Source organism: Sphingobacteriales bacterium, from assembly GCA_016711285.1.
GTDB lineage: Bacteria > Bacteroidota > Bacteroidia > Chitinophagales > UBA2359 > JADJTG01.
Genome location: JADJTG010000013.1, coordinates 220,061 through 245,171, shown reverse-complemented (window position 1 = coordinate 245,171; position 25,111 = coordinate 220,061). Strand labels below are relative to the sequence as shown.

Sequence of the window (25,111 nt, the reverse complement as noted above, 5' to 3'; positions counted from 1 at the left end):
AAAGATGATGAACGCTAACTTTTGAATTAGCACTCTTATCCCATAAAAAAACAACTTCGCGCCTTCGTGCCTTAGCGGTGAAAAAAGTTGCTAACCGCAAAGCCGCAGAGCCGCAAAGAGAAAGAACATAAAAAAACGATATTCTCAATTATCAATTTTTCCTTATGAACACTCAATACTTTTTATTATTCTCTCGTTGGTTGCTGCTATCGGCAGCGTGGATATTTGTATTATTGCCGCCCGAAGCTCGCGCCCAAAATGCCGAGTTTGCGCCCATTGGGGCGAAGTGGTGGTGCAGCATTGGCGGCTCTGATTGTGCCTCCAAATATGTGCTGTACGAATGTGTAGCCGAAAAAGAAGTGCAAGGAAAAACCTGCAAAGTAATTACATGGAGTACCCCCATCACCGACACCTATTTTTACGTACTGCCCTACGATGAAGATAGCATTTATACCTATAAAGAAAACGGAGCAATTTATATTTTTAACAAAGACCACAATGGTTTTTCAAAGTGGTTTGATTTTGATTTAGAGGTAGGAGATACCTACACTATTGCAGGCTTAATTTGTAATTATGATTACACTATACAAACAAAAGATACTGTTGTCATAAATGGTTTTCCATTGAGAAGATATACCGCCTCCAGATTGAGATTAGACAGCGAGATAGGTTGGAATCCAAGTGCATTGGACACCACTTTTACTGTAACTGAAAATATAGGCACGCCTTATAGTCTATTCCTGACCAAGAACGAGCTATTTTGCGACAATATAATGACTATGTATCACGAATGCAACCCTCATCATTTCCTCTGCTACGAAGACAATATCATCGGCTACTACAATAGCGGCATTTCGGCGGAGTGCGCGCCTACGGGCATTAATTCAGCACCCAATACAAACCAAACGCCGACGGCTTATTATGATGCAGCAACACAGCGGATTGTATTGCAACCTATCAATAGAACATTTACAGCTAATCTTTATCAGCTTTCGGGGCAACAAATAACAATAAATTATACTGCTGCGGATATTGATATAAGCCATTTGCCGGCGGCTTTGTATATTTTACAGATGAGCAACGAACAGCAGCAATCTTTTTATTTCAAAATCTTAAAACAGTGAATTTCTATGAAAACCGACCGCACCCACGCCCAAAGCGGGTGGCGAAGGTATTTAAGTAGATGGAAAAACGGGGGGTACTGTTGAAAGTGCTCCTCGTTTTTTTTGTTTAAAAACAGCGTCCGGCGGTATTTTGGGGAGTGGTAGGGCTGTTTTTGTGCCTGATGCTTAGGTCGGAGGCGTTTTTTTAGGGTAGGGTGCGCTACTCCACCCAAAAGTAGGCGGCGGCGGGCGGTTGTTTTCTCAAAAACCCCTTATTTATAAGGCAAATATTCATAACTCTTTATTGTTGCACATATTGTTGGAGGGGGTAACCGAGGGGTAGGGGGGGGTACCTATGGGGGTACCCCCCCCTACCTATATAAGTACCCCCCCCTACCTATATAAGTACCCCCCCCTACCTCAGAACTCGGTTAGCTCACTTCTGAACTCGGTTAGCTCACTTCTGAACTCGGCTAACTTACTTCTGAACTCGGCTAACTTACTTCTGAACTCGGCTAACTTACTTCTGAACTCGGCTAACTTACTTCTGAACTCGGTTAGCTTACTTCTGAACTCGGTTAGCTCACCTCTGAACTCGGTTAGCTTACTTCTGAACTCGGTTAACTCACCTCTGAACTCGGTTAGCTTACTTCTGAACTCGGCTAACTTACCTCTTTTCAACTTTGACAAATTTTTGAACTTTGTCAAAGTGGTGGGCAACAAAAAAATCCTGCCTATCCCCTAATCCCAAAAATCAGGGTTCAGACAAAATAGAGGTTGTGAAGAATAAAAGGGCGTGTAAAATAAACTGCGCTATTCGTAAGAAATAGGGTTATTTAAATGTGAATTTGAATACGGTGTGGGAGCATAATTTTGAGTTGAGCAATGACGATGCTCTAATTGGATAGGGCTTCTGCCGCTTATTCTGAATATTTTTGCCGCTAAAAAGATGAGTTTTATCAAAGCTATATAGGAGGGGAAAGCTCCCTTGTTTTTGGTAACTTTTCGGATTTGGCGATGATAACTCTCAATGGTATTGGTGGTATAGATAATCTTTCAGATGGCTTGGGGATCGTTAAAACAGGTACTCAATTTGTCCCAGTTTCTTTGTCAGGCTTCTGTCTGTCTAATCAAATCTTGTGCTTTCTTGTGTCTTATCTTTTTAATTCTTAAAGTATTATTTCCCTTTGACACAGTTTATTTTACAGACTCGTAAAACATCAAAACATTTTGATTTAATATTTCAAATACAACTTCATCATTATATCCGTTTGTGCATCGTTGCCCAAATGAAAAACATGCGTACCAAATGGCACGAATCCGTTTTTTTTATAAAATTGTATTGCACGCAGGTTTTTTTCCCACACACCCAACCACACATAATCATAGTTTTTTTGTCGGGCTATCGCCATGGCTTTTTCGTAGAGCAATTGTCCTACATTTTTGCCATGAAATTCTTTTAACACATAAATACGTTCAATTTCGAGGGCATTTTTTTCTTGGAGTTCGGTTTGTGCACCTCCAAAATTTAATTTCAGGTAGCCGATAACGTTATCATTAAGCATTGCAAAATAAAAGTCGGAATATTCGTTGTTGAGTTCGGCAGTAAGTTGTTCCACAGATAAGGCTTCTTGCAGATACTTTATCATATCGGCTTCGTTGTTATCGGCGGCGAAAGTTTCGTAAAAAGTTTGTCGGGTGATGTGTTGCAACGCTGCAATATGGTCAAGGGTCACATTTTTGATTTCAATGTTTGTTGCCATCAGGTTTACAAAGTATTTATCGGTGGGGCGAATAAGTATCTATATAAATTTTTGCGCCCTTTTTGGGCTGTGTGCCTTTGGTCATATAGTTGTAGGCGTAGAGCCTTGCCACGCTAATATTATATTTTTGTGCAATTTTTTCCATTGTATCTTTAGTTCCTACAATATGCACTTTACCCAAGTTGGTATCTGCCTCAGCGACAGTTTTTTGTTGTGCGGCACGGCTGAACACAAAAGAATCGCGTACATCTCCTTTTTTTTCGATTTTTAAAGGCTTTTGGGGAGTAGGAGTAATCTTTTTTTCGGAGTTTTTAATACTTTCGGAAAGTGAAGGATTTATCAGAACAACCGTAGAAGCAGAAGAAGGAACAGTTTTGTGATGAGTGGGAGCAGCTTGCGTTGAAACAGCAGCAACAGGAACAACAACTTCCTCAGTTACAGGGGCAGGAGCAGGGGCAATTTTATTGGCTACAACAGGGAATGTATCATATTGCTGCAAATTGTACAACTCCACCAAACGAATGAGACGCGTGGCATAATCCGAAGAAGTAGAATAACCCGCCATACGCAAAGCCTCCGCCCACACCTTATAATCGCGCGACATCGGCTCTACAAACAAAAAATCGTAAGAAGCGCGGGGGTGATGTTTCAAAAAAAGAGAATGGTCTCGATAAGATTCGGCAACGCTTCCATATTTGCGAAAGCACTCATTGGGTTCATTGTCATCGGCGAAGATAGTAGCACCCTGCCACTGGCTTTTGCATTTGATACCAAAATGATTGTTAGCTTCTTTTGCCAAACGACTGCTACCGGCTCCGGTTTCGAGGATTGCCTGCGCCAAAGTAATACTGGCAGGCACCCCCCACATTTGCATTTCGGCAACTGCCAAATCTTTATGCACTTCTACATACTGCACTACAAAGATATTTTTCGTTTCAGGAGTTGTTGCAGCATATAAAAACTGCCCGCAAACAGCAAGCACACAACAACAATAACATATAAATTTCCCGACCATTTTCATTCTTAAAAAAGCCTTAAAAGGATTAATAGTTTTTTTTGTGATATAGTAATCAAGTGCCGTTTTCAGATAAGAAAACATTTAAAAAAGTATAGCAAAGAAAATGATTTTATTTTTAAATGCTCAAAAAATCCGTCCGAGCCTATCATTGTTTTTTTCAATACAAATTATATTTTCTGAATAATCGTCAAGCCATCGCGCAAAGGCAGCATCACATTGCGCACGCGCGGGTCATTTTGCACCAAATCATTAAATTGCTGAATAGCAAGCGTATCTTTATCTGTTGCCTCGTACAACACTTTGCCTTTCCACAGCACGTTATCAGCCAAAATTATACCATTTTTTTTCAACAAAGGCAATACCTGTTCGTAATAGCGACAATAATTCTGTTTATCGGCATCAATAAACACCAAATCAAAGGTATAAGGCAGAGTAGGAATAATATCGGCGGCTTTTCCGTAGTATTGGCGAATAAGATGCGTGCAATCGGCGCGGCGAAAAGCCTCTTGTCTCAGGTCGTGCAGTTCTTCATTGATGTCTATGGTGTGCAGCAGAGCGTCTTTTTCAGGCGACAAACCGGCACACAGACATATTGCCGAATATCCGGTAAAGGTACCTATTTCCAACACATGGCGGGGTTGCATCAAACGGCTGATGGTTTGCAACAACTCGCCCACCACCGCACCGCACAGCATATTGGGCATGAGTACCTTGAGATGAGTTTCGCGCTCTAACCATTTCAAAGCATCGGAAGCGGGGCTGCTGTGTGCGGCGAGATATTGCCACAAAAGCTCGGAGGAAGATGACAGCATAGCGTAGAGAGCAGCAAAGATGTTTTTTTTAAGAAATAATTTGTGAAGCAGCCGACACATCATAAGCGGGGGCTGTTGTATTAGGCGGCAGCACTTCATTGTGTGCAGCCTGAGCAGCGATTTTGCGCTCTACCCAGCCCAAAAAATCAAAATAAGCAAATACTTTTTTCTCAAAAGGATCTTGTGCCAACTCTTTCAAATTATTGTAGAGTTGTTGCAAATAGACATAAAAATTTTCTTTGGGGTATTGTTGATAGAGCAGGGCGTGCAAGAACTGCAATACATAAGCATCAAAACGATAAGCCACCGGACGGCGGCTGAAATAATCGTGGGTTTCTTGCAGGCATACTTGCAAATGAGCATCGGGTTTATTCATTTCATAAAAAAGCAACAAACGCAGCAAGTAAGAGAAACTAAAAATATCGTGTCGCACACCAATATCAGGTTTGTTGAGGATTTTTTGCAGCCACGCCGCCGCTTCTGCATAATACTCTGCCTCGAAATACAATTTAAAAATATGGTAACACAACATCACTTCTCCCATTATATCAATTTTTTTATCCCATTTCTTCAATCCGTCTTCCACCTGTGCCACATGCGGCAAACCCTCGAGCGGGGCGCGGCGGTCTAAGTAATCATTGATACGGTGATAATAATACGATTCAAAGAGTTTGAGCGAGAGGCGTTCGTGGCGTTGGTAGTGGTCGTTTTGCATCAAGTTTTCAAGAGTTTGCAAATACTGTTGAGTTTCGGCGTGTCGGTGCAGGGCGCGGGTCATATTGAGCAAATTATTGATAGCCTGCACATAATGTTGTGGATAAGCGGCTATCAGTTTGGGGCGTGCTTCGAGGAGTTGCACCACTTTGCGGATATAGGTGTAGCAGCTTTCAAAATCGCGTAAAATAAAAAAGTAGGTGGCATAAACTTTATTCATCAGCAATTGCGCCTCAAAAGTAAGTGCTTTATCTTCTCCGGTCATCAGTGGCGAGTTAAAAACACTTTCAATATTACTCAAATCGCGGCGATTGCGCACAATGCCCTCTATGTTGTACTGAAAATAAAGCCTTGCTTCCAAGTGCCAGAATTCGTTGATATTGGCAAGTTGCTGAAACACCACCTTAGACTCCTGATACAATCGGTTAAGCTCTGTGACCGAACTATTGGCATAAAAACGGGCTTCGAGCATTTTTTTTTGCCACTGCAAAATTTCGGGCAGCAGGCTTAATTTTTCGTATTCCAACGCCATTTGTCGGGCTTTGGATATAAGTTTCTGTGCTTGTGCCAAGAGGTTTTTTTCGTACAAAAAACTAATTTGCCGCAGCAACTCCAACAATTGATTATCAATGCTTCGGTCGCTGTGATAATGGCTCATTGCTTTCACTATCATATCATACAAATAGCTTTTGGCAATAGGAAGTCGTTTGACGAATTTTTTATTGGCAAATTTTTTCAGCAGTGCAGCTTCATTGTAAGATTTTTGCTGTTCAATGGCATCAAACAAAGCGATATAGTTATTTTGCTCGCCGATAATATGACGCGAGGAAAATATTTTAAAAAACCTTTTTTCCGATTTATTCAGCGAATGAATTAAAGCAAACAGCGCATCTTTTTCCATCATACAAGCAATGCCGATATGCCTGTATCAAAAGGCATATCGGCAAGCAAATATAAGGCGGTATTTTTTATTTTAGACTACTGATTTTTTTTACCTTCAAAATAGCCGTATTTCAGGTGTTTTTGTCAAGAAAAATAAATGAAGGTTTTTTATAAAAAAAATCAATCAAAAGTTTCTCGTTTTACAAAGCCACTTTTTTTTCTTCTATCAGTTTGCGCATATTAAGGAGGGCGTATCTCATTCTGCCCAGCAGCGTATTGACATTTACATTGGTCATGGCAGCAATTTCTTTAAAGCTCAAATCGGCATAGTGGCGCAAGATGAGCACATCGCGCTGTTCTTCGGGGAGGGCATCTATGAGTTCGCGCACGGAGAGTCGGGTTTGTTCGCGCATGAGGGTATCATCAGCAGATTCATCGGCAAATTTGAGGATTTCAAAAATATCAAAACCTTCGTTGTTTACGATGGCGGGCATACGTTTTTCTTTGCGATAATGGTCAATACACAAATTACGGGCAATGCGCATTGCCCAGGGCAAAAATTTTCCTTCATCGTTATAAGCACCTTTGCGCAGGCAATCAATAATGCGCACAAAGGTATCCTGAAAAAGATCTTCAGCTTCTGCCGAATTTTTTACAAACAGCAGAATAGAACGATAAATTTTATCTTTATAACGGGAAAGTAACTCGGCGAGAGCTGCATCCGTGCCGGATACATAGAGCCGTACCAGCTCTTTATCATTCATAGACTTCATACGCTTTTTAACAGATTAAAAGCATTAACAAATAAAATAATTAAATAAAGCGTAGCGTTCTATTCGATAAGAGACAGGTTTGTTTAATTGAGCTGATTAAATAAAATTAAATGAGACAAGCACAAAAATAAGTCATTTTTAATATTGTACAAATATTTTTGTATTTACTTGATGACAAATATTATTCCAAAGACAAAAAATAAGGGGGGGTGTTTAAAATAATTATTGTTTTTTTAGACATAAAACCAAGAAAAAACACATAATCATTTAGAAATCAAAACATTATAAGGCATTTTATTTTAAATAACAATTAAAAATGAAAAGTTATTAAAAAATATTAAAAAAATAATTTGTCCAAAAAAATATTCGGAACAAAGCAACAATTCCTTACTATTCTGATGGCAGAGTATTTTTTTTGTAGATATAAAAAATCGGCGGATTGGCGGTTTCGTTGCTCCAAAAGGTATAATAGCGGGGTTTTATTTTTTTTACCAAATGCCATTCCTGTTCAATACGGCGGCGCAGCGGCTCCCAATTACCCACGCGTTTGTGCAGGGTGTTGGTATAAATCATCGTTTCGGGATAGCGGCGGGTCAGAAACCAAAAATCGTCAAAGATGGCATAGTCATAATGTTGCAAAGAGAGCGTATCGGGGTCGGCTTTTGTTTGAATGGGCGGCAACTCAATGCCCATAAATTTGCCCAAAGCAGGGTGTGGCAGCACCTGCGTTTGATAGTAGCTTTGCAATTGCTGATAAGTAGAAGGTGTTGCTGTTATATTTATATCGTACAACACAATATGATACAAAGGTCTGACAACCGCAACAATAGCGATGCTCAACAATAGGTATCGGGCAAATGAAAGCGGCAGGCGCAACCGCCCCACGAGCAAGTGCCGAAGCACATACAAAGCATAAAGCGCAAACACGATAAAAAACGGGGCTAAAGGAATTGCCCAACGATGCGCCGCCCCTTTGTGCAGGCACAGCAAAGCATAATAAAGCACGATAAACACAAAATAAGGCAGTAGGGTGTTTTTTTTGTTCCTCAAAGCGGCTAAAATTCCTGCTATTGCCAGCAAGAGAATACCCCAATCTACACCAAAAACCGGATAAAAATAAAAATACGCTATCCATGAGCCTTTAATAAGATGCGCATAATTGAGGGTAACTTCCAGCAAAGCATACAGCCAATTGCGATAATCTATCAAAAACGGAATATTGAGGAACACAAAAGCCGCCACGCCCCAACCTATTATTTTAGCAGTTATGAGCAATAATGTTTTAGGAGTGAGCTGTTTTTGTAGGGTATAGAAAACAGCCACCGCCAAAAAAGTAGCCACTATCACGAAGCCGACATGAATTTTTGAAGAAGAAGCCAAAGCCGCCAATACGCCCAACATTGCCCAATCGCGGTGCTGTGGGGAGAGGAGGTCGGCGACAGCAATAAAACGGCGAGCCAGCAAATACACCGCCCACACCGCAAACAAAGTACTCAAAGAATCGGCTACACCATAATGGGCAGTTTCTATGTGCTTAAATACGCCCAAACACAACAGCAACGCCAACAATTGCCACCAACGCTCTTCAAAATGGAGGCGAATAATTTTTAATAAAAAATAAATACTCAACACATTTGGCAGCAAAGACACAAAAACACGAACAGCGATGAGTTTAAGCGGAATAGGGTAGGATATACCGAAAAAATGCTCAAGGGCATGAGCCAAAGCAACAGGCAACAAAGCAATATATTGTCCTACGATACCATATTCGTCGGCAACGGTGTGGAGTTGTTGCCAATCGCCGCGCAGCAACAGAGGGATATTTTCCAAAAAATGAATGGATTTTCCCAAGATATGATTTTCATCAAAAGCCCACACCGGAAACCAAATGCCCCAAGCCCGCAAAGCCGCATTGAGCAGTAGCAAAAACGCAAAAAACCACACAAAAGGCGATTGAATATTTTTTACTTTATTCGTCATTTGAAGCGTAAAAATAGCAACAAAAACGACTATTACTCTCGCTATTGCATTAAGTAAACGTTCTTTTTATCAAACACCACCACTTTTCTTTTGTCCGCAAAAAGCAAATCAATAGTAGCGAAGCAAAAAAGAATTTTTATAAGAAGCTCCTTCCTCCTTTAAAAAAAACGCTGCTCCGTAGAATGGCTGAAATGTTGCTGTCTGACAGAGGGCATTGTATGAGTATCGGGCAAAGATATATCTGCCGCAGACATATCGCCGTTATTTTGCGCCACGATACGCTCATTAATTAAAGACACCAAACGGCGCACCGTTTTACGGCGTATTTCGCGTTCCAAAGAACGGCTCGGCTCTTTCAAAATATACTGAAATTTGAGCAAGAGCACATCTCTGCGCACTTCATACACTCTCAGATTATAACTGTCGCTATTGATAAGATGATGATACTCCTGAATGGTATTGATGAGTTCTTTTTCCAAATCTTCCACCGAAGGCACACTGCGAATATCCATTTCAAAATCAATACTCGTTTTCTTCACTTCGCGTTTGGTATAGTTCACAATTTCGGTGGCATACACAATCGTATTGGGAATATAAATCAAATCATCATCGTCATTAATCAACTGAATATTGGTGAGCGTGATACCCGCTATTTTACCTTTATGATTACCGATGCGCACCTGATCGCCCAAAGAAAGGTGGTTGGAAAAAGTAACAATCATACCATTGATAACATTGGAGATGTAATCTTTGAGCAAAATCGCCAAAGCCGCCGCTACGATGCTGATAGAAGTAAACATTTCGCGCAGGCTCAAACCCCACAAAGCAAACAGACTAAATATACCGCCGAGTACCAACATCACCTGTTTCAACTGCTCTACGGCTAAAATAAAATTATCAGGTTCGCCATCACCTCGTCTGTTATCATAAAAAAACACAACGATGGTACGCAGAATTTCAATAGTACCATAAAATAAGATATAACGAGTAACAATTAAAATGGCATGATTAACGGTATAAGAAAACTGAAGACAAATAATATCCTCGAACTGCACCAAAAAAGACAACAAAACCGCCATCCATTTCAGTATATTATAAATAATTTTTATTGCCATATTTAATAGTTTTTTTTAATTTACATAAGTCATAAAACATTGATTATCAATATATTAAACAATATTTTTATTTTATAAAAGAAGAATATTTTTATACAAACGAATTATCAATTCTATTTTTATTCTTCTATAATAACAAGCGTTTCCCAATTGGGTTTAATGGTAATACTTTCTGGAAAAGTAAGCACTCGCTCCGGTTGCTTGCGGGCAGCAAAATTACCCGTATCCCATTTTCCGTTGTGGTTTTCGTCTATCACCACACGCACATTATACACGCCCGTTTGCAAACGCTCAAATACGGCACTATTGTCGGCAGCAGGAATTTTACTGTCAATGCGAGTACCGAAACCATCAATGAGTTCTAGCACCGCCGTAGCCGCCGGAATATTTTTAAGCTCCACACGCAACGCACCATAATCAGAGGCGCGGCGCGTGGTAAATCGCAAAGTATCGTTTTGCGGGTTGCGGCGGTTGAATATATCAGAGATGCCGCCTTCGCGTATCAACACTTCATAAGAGGTTTCCGGTTTCCAATCGTAGTCAATTTTTATTTCCTGCGGATAATCCACATTCATCAACACTTGATATTGTTGATAAGCGAGGGTATCGTCTTTTTCTTTAATGGAAAAAGCAAAATTTTGAATTTCTTTTAAAGGAAATGGGTACTTTATTGACAAGTGTTGATAGAGGTGTTTAAAAGTGTTGTTGCGGGTTTTTACAATATTACTTGTAATTTTCCATTCGGGCAAAGAGGTTGTATCTTTTTTGGCATTCTCCACTTTCAAAGTATCGGGTGTTTGTGCATTAATATGCAGCAAAACTTCGGTAGCAGCCACATCACCCTTAAACCACAGCAACAAAGTATCTTTTTTCTCCGAAGGATACATCACCAACAAAGAATCGTTTTGCAAAGCCTGTGCTTTCATAGAATCAGCAGCAGCAGAAAGCGTAACAGTGGCTTTGTGGCGGCGATTTTTAATCTCTTTCACCTTCACCAAAGCATTTTTTTCATTAAACAAAGAAATTTTTCCTATTTCCAAACAAGTAGTATCGGCGGTTACAAGTATTTTTTCGCCATAAAAAGCTATATTTTCTTCGGGTTGGTCATAAAAATTGCTGTTATTCTTATCCTCCAAAGCAACCAAGCGATATTCACCAGGGGCTATGTGCAGCAAATGAAAAGTATCGGCGGGCTGTGCAAGGGTATAATAAAGCGGTCTTTGTGAAATAAAAAGCGAATCGCTACTCCATTGATACAAACCCACCAAAAAACGATTGGAGGCTGCTCCTGTGCTTTCTTTTTTTTGCACATTGGTTGCATCAAGCACACCACACACTTTTCCACCAACAATATCCACACCTGTTGAAAACACAAAATCGCTGCTTTCCCAAGTGTTTCCTTCCGTAAAATCCTTAATTACATCATTAAACTGCAATGTATAAGTAGTATTGGCTGCCAAATCATCGGGTGGCGTTATCAGAAACGTTTTTCCTTTAAGTTGATAATTCCAGCGTTGTTCGGTGGGCGGCGATACAATAATAGCATCAGTATTACCAAGTTGTACATATTCATCAAATTGTATCTCAATTTTTGAGGCATTAAAAGAAGTGCTACCCTGCGGCGGCTTAAAAGCGGCGGCGGCAGGCGGTGTAGTATCTTTATCACCTCCTTCAGGTGGCATTATTTTGGCGCAAGCACCCAAAAACACAATAAAAAAAGCTGCCACAAGCGACAGCTTTCCATATAAAAAGTAATTTTTTACAAATAAACGCATAATATCCAAAGGCAAGAGTACATTTTATGTAGCAAATTAATTGATATGAATAAGCAATACCGAAATATCAGCAGGCGACACGCCGCTAATACGGCTGGCTTGTCCCAAAGTATCTGGTTTTAATTTAAGTAATTTTTCTTTAGCTTCATACGATAAAGAAGGCAATTTATTATAATCAAAGTCAGGATTGATTAAAATATGATCAAGAGACTGCATTTTTTTCACCATTTCGGCTTCTTTGGCAATATAACTTTCGTATTTGGTTTCAATTTCGGCTTGTTCCAAAGCATCTTTTCCAAAATTTTCTAAGGCTGTCTGTATTTTATCTATTTTCAACAAATCTTTCATTTCTATTTGAGGGCGCAACAAAATTGCTGCCGCTTTTTGCTTTTGGCTCAAAGGTGTAGAGCCGTTTTGTTCCAAAATAGCATTCATTTCGTGTGGTTCAATGGATATTTCTTTCAAAATTTGTTGAATATCGGCAGCAGATTTGCGCTTTTTGAGCATATTTTGGTAGCGTTCTTCATCTGCAAGCCCCAAATGATAACCTTTTTCGGTAAGGCGCAAGTCAGCATTATCCTGACGCAGCATAATTCGATATTCGGCACGCGAAGTAAACATACGATAAGGTTCTTTAGTGCCTTTGGTGATTAAATCATCAATCAGCACACCGATATAGGCTTCGGAGCGGTCTAAAACAAAGGGGTTGCACTCATTAATTTTCAAATGTGCATTAATTCCCGCCATCAATCCCTGACAAGCAGCTTCCTCGTAGCCGGTAGTTCCGTTGATTTGCCCTGCAAAATAAAGATTTTGCAGTGTTTTTGTTTCTAAGGTATGGTGCAGTTGGCTGGGTTGAAAAAAATCGTACTCGATAGCATAACCCGGGCGAAACATTCGGACGTTTTCAAAACCCGGAATTTGTGTAAGTGCTTTGTATTGTACATTTTCGGGCAAAGAAGTAGAAAACCCATTGACATAAATTTCTACGGTATGCCAGCCTTCGGGTTCTACAAAAATCTGATGGCGGTCTTTATCGGCAAAACGATTGATTTTATCTTCAATAGAAGGGCAATAGCGCGGTCCCAGACCCTGTATGCGCCCCGCAAACATAGGCGATTGTTCAAAACCGGCGCGCAGGGTGTCGTGTACGACTTCGTTGGTATAAGTTATCCAGCAGGAGCGTTGTTGGGTGGGTTTTTGGATATTTTTATAAGAAAACCCCACAATTTCATCATCTCCGGGCTGTTCCTCCATTTTGGAATAGTCCAAACTTCTTCCGTCTATACGCGGCGGCGTACCTGTTTTCATACGTCCGGCTTCAAAACCCAGAGAAATCAACTGTTCGGTGATACCCGTAGAGCGACTTTCGCCCATACGCCCGCCGCCGAATTGTTTTTCGCCGATATGGATAGTACCATTTAAAAAAGTGCCATTGGTAAGCACCACAGCGCGCGCCTGAATGATTTGCCCCATTGTTGTTTTTACGCCATATACGCGGCGGTCGGCAGTATTTACCAACAATTCACTGACTGTATCCTGCCAAAAATCCACACGCGGAGTTTGTTCGAGCATCGTGCGCCATTCGGTGGCAAAAAGGAGGCGATCGCTTTGCACACGCGGACTCCACATAGCAGCACCTTTGGAACGGTTGAGCATACGAAACTGAATCATGGTTTTGTCGCTCACAATACCGGAGTAGCCGCCGAGCGCGTCAATTTCGCGCACAATTTGACCTTTGGCAACGCCGCCCATCGCCGGATTACACGACATCTGGGCGATGGTTTGCATATTCATAGTAATCAACAACACCTGTGACCCCAAATTGGCGGCAGCGGCAGCAGCTTCAGCACCTGCATGTCCACCTCCTACCACAATCACATCATATTCTCTAAACATAACTTATAATTTTGGAGCAAATTTAGACAGAAATAGCCATTAGCAACATATTTTTATTGATACATTTATGATACCTTTACAGAAAGAAAAAAAATGTTCCACGTGGAACAAAAATAAAAAAACACAAGCTATTGCAAAACATGTTCCACGTGGAACATATCCACACAGCCAATTATTTCACACATTAAAACAGTCCTTTCAACATGACAAACAAAACAATTCTACTTTATTTTGGTTCTTTCAATCCACCACATCTCGGACACCTCATCATTGCCGAACAAGCCCGCGAAATAACCAAAGCCCATCAAACTTGGTTAGTGGTATCTCCGCACAATCCGCACAAAAATCCAAAAGATTTGCTTCCGGTGGCACAGCGTGTAGAATTGATAAAAAAAGCCATACGCGGCAACAAACACCTTTTAATCAACCAAGCGGAACTAAGTTTACCACAACCATCATATACCATCAACACACTACATTTTTTAAACCAAACCTATCCGGAACTGAAGTATGAAATACTAATAGGCGAAGACAATTTGGAAAAATTTCATACATGGAAAAATTATGAAGAAATTATCAACAACTACAGCATTTGGGTATATCCTCGTCCACAGGCAAAAGCGATGGCGAACCCTGAACACGAAGCAAAAATAAAAAAGCTCCACCTACCTTTGATAGATATATCTTCTACACAAATCCGCAAGCGTATCAGCGAAGGCAAAAGCATTAAGTATTTGGTAACTTCAGGGGTAGAAAAAATATTTTAAATAATAAATATTATATTTAATTTATAAAATATTAAAAATCAATTAATTATAAACAAGTGTGTATATCGCTTATTATATTGGTGGATAAATAAGAAAAATACAGTGGATAAACATGTTGCTATTTATAAAAGAAAACAATGTGTATATAAGTATGAAAAAGCAAACATTTTTACATCATTTTACACAGCAAAAAACAAGCAATGCCATAAAATAATCTAAACGTGCATCAAAAAACAACAGGATGTGTACATGTGGAAAAGATATAATCTTATAAGAAAAACAACATAAAGACAAGGTGGATAAAAGAAGTAAAAATGAAGATGATTGAAAAAGCAATGCTCCTATATAAAAGAAATACACAAATCCACAGTAATAATAAATATAATAAGAAATACATTTTTTATTTTATTATTTTGAGTACAGTGCATAAGTTCATTTTAAAAAAAAGTAAAAGCAAAAATAAATAAGAACGACCCCACACAAAAAATGATAAGAAAAGCAAACAGAACATCATAACTTTGCGGCTTCGTTTTTTTTATAGTAGGTTTTTTTTGCAATAAAGATGATTCAAATACAAAATTTATCAGTACAATACGGCAGCCGTGTGCTGTTTGATGAAATTAACATAACCATCAAAACCCGCGACCGCGTAGGTTTGGTGGGCAAAAACGGAGCCGGAAAATCTACTTTGCTCAAAATAATTGCGGGTTGGCAAAGTGCCGACAGTGGGTCGGTTCAAATGCCCAACCATTCGCGGGTGGGCTACTTGCCGCAGGAGTTGGCGTTGAGTTCCGACAAAAGCGTGTATGAAGAAGCCGCTACCGCCTTCGACGAAATTCAGTTATTGGAGCAGGAGCTTGCCGAAACTTTGGAGGCGTTGCACCATATCACGGACTATGAGTCCAAAGCCTACTATAAATTGCTGGAAGACAGTGCACACCTGCAAGAACGCCTCCAACTATTGGGCAGCGGTGCAAAAATGCGAGCCATAGTAGAAAAAGTGCTGAAAGGTTTAGGTTTTGTACAAGCCGATTTTGAGCGTCCCTGCTCCGAGTTCAGTGGCGGCTGGCGTATGCGCATTGAGCTAGCAAAAATTCTTCTGCGCCAACCCGACTATTTGCTCTTGGACGAACCCACCAACCACTTGGATATTGAAAGCATCATGTGGTTGGAGGCGTTTTTGCAAGATTACAACGGAGCGATTATCCTCATTTCGCACGACCAACGTTTTTTGGATACCGTCACACGGCGCACCATAGAAATTGTCGGTGGCAAGATTTACGATTACCCCGTATCCTACACAGCATTTTTGGAATTGCGCGAAGCCCGCCGCGAACGCCAAATCACAGAAAAAAAACAACAGGACAAATATGTGGAGCATACCGAAATGCTCATCAATAAATTTCGCGCCCAAAAAAACAAAGCGGCTTTTGCCCAAAGCCTCATTACCAAATTGGAAAAATTAGAGCGTGTGGAAATAGACGAATTAGAAACCTCCCGCCTCACATTGCGTTTTCCGCCTGCGCCACGCTCAGGTAGGACAGTGGTAAAAACAGAGCAACTGCAAAAAAGCTACGAAACCATACAAGTATTGCGCGGCATTGATTTTGAATTAGAGCGCGGCGAAAAAATAGCTTTTGTGGGCAAAAATGGCGAAGGAAAAACCACTTTATCCAAAATTATCGCCGGCAAAGAAAACAGCAAAGGATTATTGGAAATAGGACACAATGTGAGTATCGGCTATTTTGAGCAAAATCAGGCAGAAAGTTTAGATGGCAACCAAACCGTATTTCAGGTAATAGACGATGCCGCCACCGGCGATATGCGCGCGCAGGTGCGGAGTTTGCTGGGAGCATTTTTATTTAGCGGCGAAGAAGTAGATAAAAAAGTAAAAGTATTGTCGGGTGGCGAGAAGGCACGTTTGGCATTGGCAAAACTGCTGCTGCAACCCGTTAATTTGCTAATACTCGACGAGCCAACCAACCACTTGGACATACGCTCCAAAAGCATTTTGAAACAAGCCATACAAAACTTTGACGGCAGCGTGATAGTAGTATCTCACGACCGCGATTTTCTAAAAGACCTTACCCAAAAAGTATATGAATTTAAAAACGGTCAAATCAAGCAATTTATTGGAGACATATATAGTTTTTTGGAGCAGCGCAACATACAGTCATTAGACGAGTTGGGCTTAAAAAGCAGCATTCAGGCACAAGCACCCGCTGCCTCAGCGGCAGCAAACAACAACAACAACAATATCGCTGCCGCCCCGAAGCTATCGTTTGAAAGCGAGAAAGAACTCAAAAAGCTGCGCAGCAAAATCGGAAAAACAGAGCAACTCATCACCGAAAAAGAGGCAGTGCTGAAAAAATTGGAGCAGCAAATGGGAGCTGCCGACTTTTATGAGCAAGCCGCCACAGCCGAGCAGGTGCTACGCCAATATGAAGCAGCGAAGCAGGAAATAGAGCTTGCAATGCAGCAGTGGGAGCAATTGAACACCGAAGCCGAAGCCTTAGAAAAAGCAGGATAGCGCGTTATTTTTTATATTTTGTGATGTTTTAAAAAAAACACACCAATTTTTTTTAAAAAAACTGTCATCATTCTTTAACCAATCAGAATATAAAATTTTAAATACTATGATTGACTTTGAAAAGGAATATATCTTAGAAAACAACCTAGTTAAATTATCACCACTCAAAGAAAGCGACTTTGATAATTTGGTACATTTTTCCATCAAAGAACCTGAATTGTGGAAATATTCCCTCACACAAGCCAATTCTCCCGAAAATTTAAAAATTTATATCAACAAAGCATTAGAGGGCAGGGCAAATAAAAAAGAATATGCTTTTATCGTTTATGACAAACGAGCCAATGAATACGCCGGAAGCACACGATTCTACGATATTCAAACAGAAAATGCGACACTTCAGTTGGGATATACCTGGTATGGAAAAGAATTTCAGGGAACGGGACTCAACAAAAACTGTAAATACCTGCTTTTATCCTTTGCTTTTGATACTTTAAAAATGGAAAGGGTAGAATTTAGAGCAGACAATGAAAATAAAAGAAGCATTCAGGCAATGAAGAATATTGGCTGCACGGTAGAAGGCATTTTAAGAAGCAATACTTATAAACCGGACGGCAGCAGGCGCGACAGCATCGTGCTGAGTATTTTAAAAGAAGAATGGAACAAAACAATAAAAAACGAACTAAAAACGTATATAAACTACGAATAAATATTTCGGATAAATAAAAAATAAAAGCAGAAATAAATTTTTTAAAAAACTATTCAATTGCCTTACTAAAAAGAAAAAAACAACACTACCCATTTTTCAAAAAGTGTAAATTTACACGCCCTATATTTAGTCATATTTTTTTTAAAAAAAGGTGCAGACATTTTCCTCCATTTCACAAGAAACCCGCAACTCTATCAAGCACATAGCACCATCGCGCGTGTTTGCAGCATTGGCTGTATTGATTTGTGTGGCGGCGTGGGCAGCAGTTGCATCAGATAACCTGCTTCCTTTGGCAATTCCTTTGGCACTGCTGGGTGTATTGCTCGCCATTGCCGATTTGCCTTTGGTATTATATGCCTTGTTTTTTTCGTTGCCGCTGTCTTTCGAGGTATCTTTCAGCGATAGTTTTAAAACCGACGCACCCTCCGAACTCCTCACTATTTTGGTGCTACTGGGTGGAAGTGTTTATTTTTTATTTCATAAAGAAAAATTTTCTGCGGCAAAAGCGCGTCATCTATTACCTGCACTGGCATTGTTGCATTTGTTTTGGATAGGGCAAATATATTTTTTTCCACAGATGCTTTACTTTCTTTCAAATTCTTCTTGGCAAAAGCATGGTATTTGGGCGTATTCGGAATATTCTGTTATTTCATTATTCAAAGAGCCTCTGATTTTAAACCGATTTTTTGGTGTGTGTGGACAGCCTTGTTGGGCGTAACACTGCAAACCATCATACGACAATCATTTACCGCCTTTGATTTTGAGTTTGTAAATAAAGCGATGATGCCTTTTTTCCCCAATCACGTCAATTATGCCGTGATGATTGCCGTATTTATGCCCTATTTATTTGCACTGCGGCACAATTATCGTTCAGGCAGCCTGTATCGCTTGCTGATAGATATAAGTATTCCTATATTTTTTGCCGCCATTATATTATCCTATACCCGCGCTGCTTATGTTGCTTTGATGGCATTGCCCCTTTGTGTGTGGCTGATTCGCCGCCGTTGGATGGGCTATGTGTTGGCGGCAGGTATGGCAGCAGCAGCAGCAGGACTGTGGTATTACGCACAGGATTATCGCTATCTGCAATTTGCACCGGATTTTGAACAAACTATTCACCACAAAAATTTCGCCGACCATTTAGAAGCTACCTATGAAGGGCGCGATGTGAGTTTTATGGAGCGCGTACACCGCTGGATAGCAGGCATACGTATGGCAGCAGAAAAACCACTTTTTGGTTTTGGCACTAACACCTTTTCCAATACCTACCAAAATTATACCAGCAATGCCTTTTCTACGTATATGAGCGACAATGAAGAACGCTCCACCGTACACAACTACTATTTGCTTACGGCAGTAGAGCAGGGCATACCGGGTTTGTTTATTTTTTTGGCACTGTTGTTTGCCGCGCTCTTGGTGGGACAAAATGCTTATGCCCGTTTGTATCAGACACATCAATCGGCGGAGCGTGCTTTGCTATTGGCGGCGATGCTGTCCTTATTGGTCATCAGTATCAATTTATTGGTAGGCGATATGATAGAAACAGACGAAGTCGGTTCTTTCTTTTTTTTGAGTATTGCCCTTATTGGAGCAATGGACGTTTTTTCAAAAAAAACACCACCCCAAATAAAGGCAAACAACGTATAAAAGGAATATGTAAAAAATTTTAATTAACAATAAATCAACATTGTAGGTATCTTTGCAGCCGCTTACGATTTTTTATAGCAGCGGCTCATATTTTTCTATTTATCTTATTACCAATAGTTGCCATGGAACAGCAACACACCCTACAACATACAGTATCTATCAGTGGTATCGGCTTACACACCGGTGTTCATACCCGTATTCAATTATGGGGAGCACCGCCCGACAGCGGCGTTGTATTCAAAAGAGTAGATTTACCCGATAGTCCCGAAGTAGCCGCCATTGCCGACAACGTACACAATACAACACGCTGTACGATGCTAAAAAAAGGTGCCGCAGAAGTATATACGATTGAGCACTTGTTGGCGGCGTTCAGAGGCATGGGAGTGGACAATGTGCTGGTAGAAATAGATAATATAGAAGTACCGATTATAGACGGCAGTGCATTGCCTTTTATCCGGCTCATACAAGAAGCAGGCGTAGTGGCACAAGAAGCAGAGCGCACTTATATTGAATTAGACGAAGCAGTTCATTTTTACGATGCCGAAAAAGGAGCAGAAATTATAGCCATTCCTGCCACACATTTTGAAGTATCTTCTACGATTACATTCAACAAGACCCTGATGGGCACACAATATGCCGAGTGGAGATCTACGGAAGATTTTTCGGAGGCAGTAGCACCGGCTCGTACTTTTTGTTTTTTAAATGAAATAGAAGGTTTGTTAGAAAAAGGCTTGATAAAAGGAGCCAATTTAGAAAATGCCGTAGTATATGCCGACCGCACATTGAGCCAAGCCGAATTAGAACAATTATCAAAACATTTCAATCAGGAGCAGCTCACGCTACACCCCAGCGGAGCATTTAATAATACAGAATTGCGCTACACCAACGAAGCTGCCCGCCACAAACTCTTAGATATAATCGGCGATTTAACCCTGTTGGGCAAGCCCCTTCGGGCAAAGGTAGTAGCATTGCGTCCGGGACATTCGAGCAACGTACAATTTGTAAAACAGTTGCAGAAAGGATTAGCCCAAAAACGCCGCAAAAGTCCCAAAATAGACATTTATGCACCGCCTTTAGCAGATATTCGCGAGATAGAGGCAACCCTTCCGCATCGTTTTCCGTTCTTGTTGGTTGATAAAATTGTGAAGCTCACAGAGGAGGAAGTAATCGGTGTGAAAATGGTGACGATGAATGAACCTTTTTTTGCGGGGCATTTTCCGGGCAACCCGATTATGCCCGGTGTGTTGCAGATAGAAGCGATGGCACAAGCAGGGGGTATTTTGTTATTGCGCACCGTACCCGACCCGCAAAATTATTTGACATTTTTTTTAAAAATAGACCAAGCAAAATTCAGAAAAACCGTAGTACCCGGCGATGTATTGGTACTGCATTTAAAGCTCACTAGTCCTATACGGCGCGGCTTATGCGAAATGCGTGCGGAAGCGTGGGTAGGAGATACTTTAGTAACAGAAGGCATATTAACAGCTAAAATAGAACGAAAACCTAATTAGAATTATTTTTATTATTCGAATAAAAAAACACAACCCAAAAATAGCTGTTAAAGACTGAAGCAAATAAGATAGCTGTTTTTAAAATTCATTTCTACACCACACACTAACAAAGGGTATTTTTACAATCAATCATTTTTTATGAGCGCACCTTTTAATATGAGTTTTATCCATCCCGAAGCCATTATCGGCAAAGATGTGAACATACTTCCTTTTACATATATTGATAAAGACGTAATAATTGGCGATAGTTGCACGATTGGTCCGCATGCGACGATTATGTCGGGTACTCGTTTAGGAAGTAATTGTAAAATATTTCCGGGGGCAGTTATCGGAGCTATTCCGCAAGATTTGAAATTTTATGGAGAATACACGCAAGTAATAATTGGCGACAACACCACTATCCGCGAGTATGTAACCATCAATCGTGGCACGGAGCAAAACCAAAAAACAAGTATCGGTAATGATTGCTTGATAATGGCATATTGCCATATTGCACACGACTGCGAAATCGGCAATCATTGTGTGTTGGCAAATTGTGTAAATTTGGCGGGACATGTGCGCGTAGAAGACTGGGCAATATTGGAGGGTTTAGTAGCGGTGCATCAATTTATTCGCATCGGTGCACACTCTTTTGTAGCGGGAGGTTCTTTGGTGCGCAAAAATGTACCTCCTTTTGTAAAAGCAGCCCGCGAACCGCTATCTTTTGCAGGCGTAAACGTAATAGGTCTTCAACGACGGGGTTTTTCCAACGAAGCCATCAGCCAAATAGAAAGCATTTACGATTATTTGTTTGTAAAAGGATTCAATACTTCGCATGCTTTGGAGCATATCAATGCACAATTACCCGATTCGGCAGAAAAAAAATTGGTAGTGGATTTTGTGAGAAATTCTGAAAAAGGAATTATGCGCGGTTTTCACAGTATCAACGGACATGCTAAAGCTCACGCTGTCGAACATTAGCAAACGCTACGGCAACGATTGGATATTTCGCCGGTTGAGTTATAATTTCAGCAGCGACAGCAGCTACGCATTGCTGGGCAACAACGGAAGCGGAAAATCAACATTGCTGCAAATTATCGCCGCCTATTTGTCGGTATCGCAGGGGCTTCGCACCTACGAGTGGCAGCAGCAGCCTTTAGCCGAATCACAAGTGGCGGCACATCTGCTGTGGGCAGCACCGTATATAGAGCTGATAGAAGAATTTACTTTGAGCGAATTATTAAAGTTTCATTATCAATTCAAAACACTACACCCCGCTTTACAAAATGAGCAGCAATGGTTAGATAGGGTAGAGCTTACCCACGCAGCCCACAAACCTCTGAGTCATTTTTCTTCAGGAATGAAACAACGTGTAAAATTAGGATTAGCTTTTTTATCGCAAGGAAATTTATTGTTGTTAGACGAACCCTGTACCAATTTAGATGATAAAGGCATAGCTTGGTATCATAGCTTAATCCGGCAATACAGCAATGGACGTTTATTGGTAGTAGCCTCCAACAGAAGCGAAGAATATGATTTTTGCAACTATCAAATACACATGAATCACTACAAATAGCAACACTCGATCAAAGAAACAGCATTTTATTGCTTGTCGCGAATTTCTTTCATATTTGTCATCATAGTTTGAGATTCGCCCTCTTCGTTCCAGTATTTCATTTCACCTTTAGGGCGTTCATTTTCCAAAATGCCATAATACTGCGGATTGCCATTTTTATACCAACCCATGTATTCACCGTTTTTTCTGCCGTCTAAATAATTCGTTTTTTTATACAACTCTCCGCTAGGATACCACTCATACTCCACACCGTTTTTTAGCCCATCGGCATATTGAGCAAAACGGCGTTTGCCGCCATTGGAATAATATTCAGTATATAATCCATCGCGTTTTTTATCTAGTTCCACATATTCGCGCACGATACGTTTGTCGGAATCCAACCATACCCATTTAATCAAAAACTGATTATTCAGTTTGGCAGCATAGCGTTTGCTCACGGGTGTAGAGTCCATAGGAGTCCAATGTACGCCGGCATATTTATCACTAAGCGGCTCATACTGTGCCCGATACTCTTTATATTCCTGATTGCTGCAAGCAGCAAATAAACTTACCAAAATTGCACCAACAATGGTATAAAAATAAATATTTTGTAAATATTTCATAGAAATATGCGTTATTGTACAACGACCGCAAAGGTATAAAAACTATCCTATCTGTTATGTAGCACATCGTTTTTATTCACAAAAATAATAATTACAAGGCTCATTATATAAATATACATCGCAATTTTAAAAATTAGATTTATATAAAAAAATAAATTAAAAATTTTATAATAATACAGTGACTTTCTAATATTCCCAAAGTCTCAATAAGGCTTTAAAAGAAAGTATATCAGGAATATTGAACAAAAAAGTGGAAGAGCGCAGCATAATTTTATGCATAGACAGTGTGCCGGATACTTGTATGGTAGCATTGTCAAAAGCAGGACACATAGTAAGTATATTGAATACACCGAAAGAAAAATCACATACGGAACAACTTACTATGATGATAAACAGTGTAATAAAAGAGTCAAAAGTGGAGATGAAAGACATACAAGCGGTGGCAATTAATGCAGGACCCGGTTCTTATACAGGTTTGCGTATCGGTACTTCTACAGCTAAAGGGCTTTGCTTTGCTTTGAATATTCCGCTCATTGCTTTGAATACGCTCCAAATAGCGGCAAAAGCCTATACCATAGAACATGGTGGCGGCGAGACAATAACAACCAACAGTTATTTAGTACCATTATTAGAAGCGCGGCGCGATGAAGTATTCATGGCAGTTTATACACCGGATATGGAAGAAAAACAAGCTCCCTGCGTTCGTTCATTACACCAGCTATCCTTAAATACCCATACAGATTTGCAAAAGCCACTTATTGTGCTAGGCAATGCAGCCCAAACCTATCAACAACTACAGCCCTCTACAACAGACACAATTTATTATACACAACCATTGCATCATACAGCAGAAGCCTTAGCGATATTGGCAGAAAAAGCCTATTGGCAACAAAATTTTCAATCCATACTACATTTTTCCCCAATTTATTTAAAAAAATTTAATAATATTTAAACTTTCTCATCTATAATTTATTTTTTAATTAAACTTGTTTAAAGAAAGAAGAAATGGAAACAACAGTTTTAAATCAGATACCCACCTCTGATAGTCAAGTAAAATTAGACTACAAAGTTCTCAAAAAAGGAGCTTTGGTGTTAAGAGCTTTAAACCATAAACTGCGTCAATCTATGATAGCACTTATGGAAGAAAACAAAAAAATTACTGTAACCGAATTATATGTAAAATTAAGATTAGAACAATCGGTTGCCTCTCAACACTTGGCAATTTTACGAAAAGCAGATATAGTGGTTACAGAGCGCGAAGGTAAATTTATTTACTACGCACTCAACAACGATCGTATTTCAGATATAGCAAAATTAGTAGAACAACTGGCTAAAAGCTAACTTTTTTATTTGTTTATCGTTTTTTAATATAAAGTTTTAAATATGGGGGGAATCTTATCAAAGCAGTTAAAGGACGTAGAGAGAGTTTCTGAAATGATTAAAGCCTTTGCACATCCTTTGCGCTTCAAAATTTTGACATTCATTGATAAAAACAAATCAACGAATGTGAATAAAATTTATGCTGCATTAAAAATTGAGCAATCAACTACATCGCAGCATTTAAAAATATTACGTCAAAACAACCTGGTGTTGGCACATCGGCAAGGTAAATTTATATTTTACTCGGTAAATTACGAGAAAATAGCCAAAATACTACAAGCGATGGATAGCTATGCCGCCACAGTTGAGCGCAAGCGCAACGCGGGTTGATTGACAGCAGCGCGCATTTGAATAAAAATCAAATGATGCATTGTATCGCTCCAAAAAGACGGGACTGTAACTACTCTTTTTGGAACGGTGAGATGCCATGTTTTAAAGGTACGAGGTTACTGTTAAAGATAAGATGCAATTCTATCTTATCTTTAACGGCAGCCTTGTACTTGTTTTTTTATAAAACGACAAAATATTACTAAAAAAATTAGACTATTCTACCCAACAAATATATAGCAATATTTTTGC

At 40.0% G+C, this 25,111-nt stretch carries 24 protein-coding genes; 12 read left to right on the top strand and 12 right to left on the bottom strand.

Features of this window, described 5'->3' with window-relative positions; translation table 11 throughout:
• Positions 1-164 precede the first annotated feature (164 nt).
• Positions 165-1,124 carry a T9SS type A sorting domain-containing protein gene (locus IPL35_10450; GenBank protein MBK8443788.1) on the top strand — a complete coding sequence of 320 codons (960 nt, stop codon included), beginning with the start codon at positions 165-167 and terminating at the stop codon, positions 1,122-1,124.
• Between the two features lie 399 nt (positions 1,125-1,523).
• On the opposite strand, the gene IPL35_10445 is transcribed toward IPL35_10450, so the two are convergent.
• The 11 genes from IPL35_10445 to mnmG all read right to left on the bottom strand — a co-directional run bounded on the left by IPL35_10445 (position 1,524) and on the right by mnmG (position 13,834).
• Positions 1,524-1,793 carry a hypothetical protein gene (locus IPL35_10445; protein ID MBK8443787.1) on the bottom strand — a complete coding sequence of 90 codons (270 nt, stop codon included), beginning with the start codon at positions 1,791-1,793 and terminating at the stop codon, positions 1,524-1,526.
• A 123-nt stretch (positions 1,794-1,916) separates the two neighbouring features.
• The gene (locus IPL35_10440; GenBank protein MBK8443786.1) at positions 1,917-2,066 is read right to left on the bottom strand and encodes a hypothetical protein; all 150 of its coding nucleotides are present in this window, start codon (positions 2,064-2,066) and stop codon (positions 1,917-1,919) included.
• 272 nt (positions 2,067-2,338) lie between these two features.
• The gene (locus tag IPL35_10435; protein MBK8443785.1) at positions 2,339-2,866 is read right to left on the bottom strand and encodes a GNAT family N-acetyltransferase; all 528 of its coding nucleotides are present in this window, start codon (positions 2,864-2,866) and stop codon (positions 2,339-2,341) included.
• 16 nt (positions 2,867-2,882) lie between these two features.
• Complete coding sequence (locus IPL35_10430; GenBank protein ID MBK8443784.1) at positions 2,883-3,848, bottom strand: glucosaminidase domain-containing protein; 966 nt, start codon at positions 3,846-3,848, stop codon at positions 2,883-2,885.
• 203 nt (positions 3,849-4,051) lie between these two features.
• A complete protein-coding gene (locus IPL35_10425; protein ID MBK8443783.1) occupies positions 4,052-4,696 on the bottom strand; it encodes an O-methyltransferase in 645 nt (214 codons plus the stop codon).
• A 28-nt stretch (positions 4,697-4,724) separates the two neighbouring features.
• Positions 4,725-6,314: a hypothetical protein gene (locus tag IPL35_10420; protein ID MBK8443782.1), complete on the bottom strand. Its 1,590-nt coding sequence runs from the start codon at positions 6,312-6,314 to the stop codon at positions 4,725-4,727.
• A 178-nt stretch (positions 6,315-6,492) separates the two neighbouring features.
• Positions 6,493-7,065, bottom strand: coding sequence for a sigma-70 family RNA polymerase sigma factor (locus IPL35_10415; GenBank protein MBK8443781.1), 573 nt, complete (start codon positions 7,063-7,065; stop codon positions 6,493-6,495).
• A 390-nt stretch (positions 7,066-7,455) separates the two neighbouring features.
• Entirely contained in the window at positions 7,456-9,045 is a 1,590-nt protein-coding gene (locus IPL35_10410; GenBank protein MBK8443780.1) for a hypothetical protein, read from the bottom strand.
• Positions 9,046-9,203: 158 nt separating this feature from the next.
• Positions 9,204-10,160 carry a mechanosensitive ion channel gene (locus tag IPL35_10405; protein ID MBK8443779.1) on the bottom strand — a complete coding sequence of 319 codons (957 nt, stop codon included), beginning with the start codon at positions 10,158-10,160 and terminating at the stop codon, positions 9,204-9,206.
• Positions 10,161-10,279: 119 nt separating this feature from the next.
• Positions 10,280-11,887 carry an Ig-like domain-containing protein gene (locus IPL35_10400; GenBank protein ID MBK8443778.1) on the bottom strand — a complete coding sequence of 536 codons (1,608 nt, stop codon included), beginning with the start codon at positions 11,885-11,887 and terminating at the stop codon, positions 10,280-10,282.
• A gap of 84 nt (positions 11,888-11,971) precedes the next feature.
• Complete coding sequence (gene mnmG / locus IPL35_10395; protein MBK8443777.1) at positions 11,972-13,834, bottom strand: tRNA uridine-5-carboxymethylaminomethyl(34) synthesis enzyme MnmG; 1,863 nt, start codon at positions 13,832-13,834, stop codon at positions 11,972-11,974.
• A gap of 203 nt (positions 13,835-14,037) precedes the next feature.
• On the opposite strand from mnmG, the gene IPL35_10390 reads away from it, so the two are divergent.
• The 8 genes from IPL35_10390 (at position 14,038) to IPL35_10355 (ending at position 22,550) form a co-directional block, all read left to right on the top strand.
• Entirely contained in the window at positions 14,038-14,601 is a 564-nt protein-coding gene (locus IPL35_10390) for a nicotinate-nucleotide adenylyltransferase (GenBank protein ID MBK8443776.1), read from the top strand.
• A gap of 562 nt (positions 14,602-15,163) precedes the next feature.
• Complete coding sequence (locus IPL35_10385; GenBank protein ID MBK8443775.1) at positions 15,164-17,131, top strand: ABC-F family ATP-binding cassette domain-containing protein; 1,968 nt, start codon at positions 15,164-15,166, stop codon at positions 17,129-17,131.
• Between the two features lie 106 nt (positions 17,132-17,237).
• On the top strand, positions 17,238-17,837 hold the full coding sequence (locus tag IPL35_10380) for a GNAT family N-acetyltransferase (protein ID MBK8443774.1): 600 nt from the start codon (positions 17,238-17,240) through the stop codon (positions 17,835-17,837).
• A 151-nt stretch (positions 17,838-17,988) separates the two neighbouring features.
• Positions 17,989-18,555, top strand: a complete 567-nt coding sequence (locus IPL35_10375; GenBank protein MBK8443773.1) for a hypothetical protein — start codon at positions 17,989-17,991, stop codon at positions 18,553-18,555.
• On the top strand, positions 18,531-19,484 hold the full coding sequence (locus IPL35_10370) for an O-antigen ligase family protein (protein MBK8443772.1): 954 nt from the start codon (positions 18,531-18,533) through the stop codon (positions 19,482-19,484). The genes IPL35_10375 and IPL35_10370 overlap by 25 nt, the downstream gene beginning before the upstream one ends.
• 122 nt (positions 19,485-19,606) lie before the next feature.
• Positions 19,607-20,995 carry a bifunctional UDP-3-O-[3-hydroxymyristoyl] N-acetylglucosamine deacetylase/3-hydroxyacyl-ACP dehydratase gene (locus IPL35_10365; GenBank protein ID MBK8443771.1) on the top strand — a complete coding sequence of 463 codons (1,389 nt, stop codon included), beginning with the start codon at positions 19,607-19,609 and terminating at the stop codon, positions 20,993-20,995.
• A gap of 138 nt (positions 20,996-21,133) precedes the next feature.
• Positions 21,134-21,955 (top strand): acyl-ACP--UDP-N-acetylglucosamine O-acyltransferase, encoded by an 822-nt coding sequence (gene lpxA, locus IPL35_10360; protein MBK8443770.1) that lies wholly within the window; start codon positions 21,134-21,136, stop codon positions 21,953-21,955.
• Complete coding sequence (locus IPL35_10355) at positions 21,927-22,550, top strand: ATP-binding cassette domain-containing protein (protein ID MBK8443769.1); 624 nt, start codon at positions 21,927-21,929, stop codon at positions 22,548-22,550. The genes lpxA and IPL35_10355 overlap by 29 nt, the downstream gene beginning before the upstream one ends.
• Before the next feature lie 26 nt (positions 22,551-22,576).
• On the opposite strand, the gene IPL35_10350 is transcribed toward IPL35_10355, so the two are convergent.
• Positions 22,577-23,152, bottom strand: coding sequence for a hypothetical protein (locus IPL35_10350; GenBank protein ID MBK8443768.1), 576 nt, complete (start codon positions 23,150-23,152; stop codon positions 22,577-22,579).
• Positions 23,153-23,390: 238 nt separating this feature from the next.
• Between IPL35_10350 and tsaB the strand changes: the two genes are divergently transcribed.
• From tsaB to IPL35_10335, 3 genes are read left to right on the top strand one after another with little or no spacing between them, the layout of a single operon-like run.
• A complete protein-coding gene (gene tsaB / locus IPL35_10345; protein MBK8443767.1) occupies positions 23,391-24,104 on the top strand; it encodes a tRNA (adenosine(37)-N6)-threonylcarbamoyltransferase complex dimerization subunit type 1 TsaB in 714 nt (237 codons plus the stop codon).
• Positions 24,105-24,157: 53 nt separating this feature from the next.
• A complete protein-coding gene (locus tag IPL35_10340) occupies positions 24,158-24,493 on the top strand; it encodes a helix-turn-helix transcriptional regulator (GenBank protein MBK8443766.1) in 336 nt (111 codons plus the stop codon).
• Between the two features lie 42 nt (positions 24,494-24,535).
• Positions 24,536-24,862 carry a helix-turn-helix transcriptional regulator gene (locus IPL35_10335; GenBank protein MBK8443765.1) on the top strand — a complete coding sequence of 109 codons (327 nt, stop codon included), beginning with the start codon at positions 24,536-24,538 and terminating at the stop codon, positions 24,860-24,862.
• Positions 24,863-25,111: the final 249 nt, after the last annotated feature.

Coding starts and splice junctions, on each gene's coding strand:
- IPL35_10450 (MBK8443788.1), top strand. CDS start 165: ATGAACACTCAATACTTTTTATTATTCTCTCGTTGGTTGCTGCTATCG.
- IPL35_10435 (MBK8443785.1), bottom strand. CDS start 2,866: ATGGCAACAAACATTGAAATCAAAAATGTGACCCTTGACCATATTGCA.
- IPL35_10425 (MBK8443783.1), bottom strand. CDS start 4,696: ATGCTGTCATCTTCCTCCGAGCTTTTGTGGCAATATCTCGCCGCACAC.
- IPL35_10420 (MBK8443782.1), bottom strand. CDS start 6,314: ATGATGGAAAAAGATGCGCTGTTTGCTTTAATTCATTCGCTGAATAAA.
- IPL35_10415 (MBK8443781.1), bottom strand. CDS start 7,065: ATGAAGTCTATGAATGATAAAGAGCTGGTACGGCTCTATGTATCCGGC.
- IPL35_10410 (MBK8443780.1), bottom strand. CDS start 9,045: ATGACGAATAAAGTAAAAAATATTCAATCGCCTTTTGTGTGGTTTTTT.
- IPL35_10405 (MBK8443779.1), bottom strand. CDS start 10,160: ATGGCAATAAAAATTATTTATAATATACTGAAATGGATGGCGGTTTTG.
- mnmG (MBK8443777.1), bottom strand. CDS start 13,834: ATGTTTAGAGAATATGATGTGATTGTGGTAGGAGGTGGACATGCAGGT.
- IPL35_10390 (MBK8443776.1), top strand. CDS start 14,038: ATGACAAACAAAACAATTCTACTTTATTTTGGTTCTTTCAATCCACCA.
- IPL35_10385 (MBK8443775.1), top strand. CDS start 15,164: ATGATTCAAATACAAAATTTATCAGTACAATACGGCAGCCGTGTGCTG.
- IPL35_10380 (MBK8443774.1), top strand. CDS start 17,238: ATGATTGACTTTGAAAAGGAATATATCTTAGAAAACAACCTAGTTAAA.
- IPL35_10365 (MBK8443771.1), top strand. CDS start 19,607: ATGGAACAGCAACACACCCTACAACATACAGTATCTATCAGTGGTATC.
- lpxA (MBK8443770.1), top strand. CDS start 21,134: ATGAGCGCACCTTTTAATATGAGTTTTATCCATCCCGAAGCCATTATC.
- IPL35_10355 (MBK8443769.1), top strand. CDS start 21,927: ATGCTAAAGCTCACGCTGTCGAACATTAGCAAACGCTACGGCAACGAT.
- IPL35_10350 (MBK8443768.1), bottom strand. CDS start 23,152: ATGAAATATTTACAAAATATTTATTTTTATACCATTGTTGGTGCAATT.
- IPL35_10340 (MBK8443766.1), top strand. CDS start 24,158: ATGGAAACAACAGTTTTAAATCAGATACCCACCTCTGATAGTCAAGTA.
- IPL35_10335 (MBK8443765.1), top strand. CDS start 24,536: ATGGGGGGAATCTTATCAAAGCAGTTAAAGGACGTAGAGAGAGTTTCT.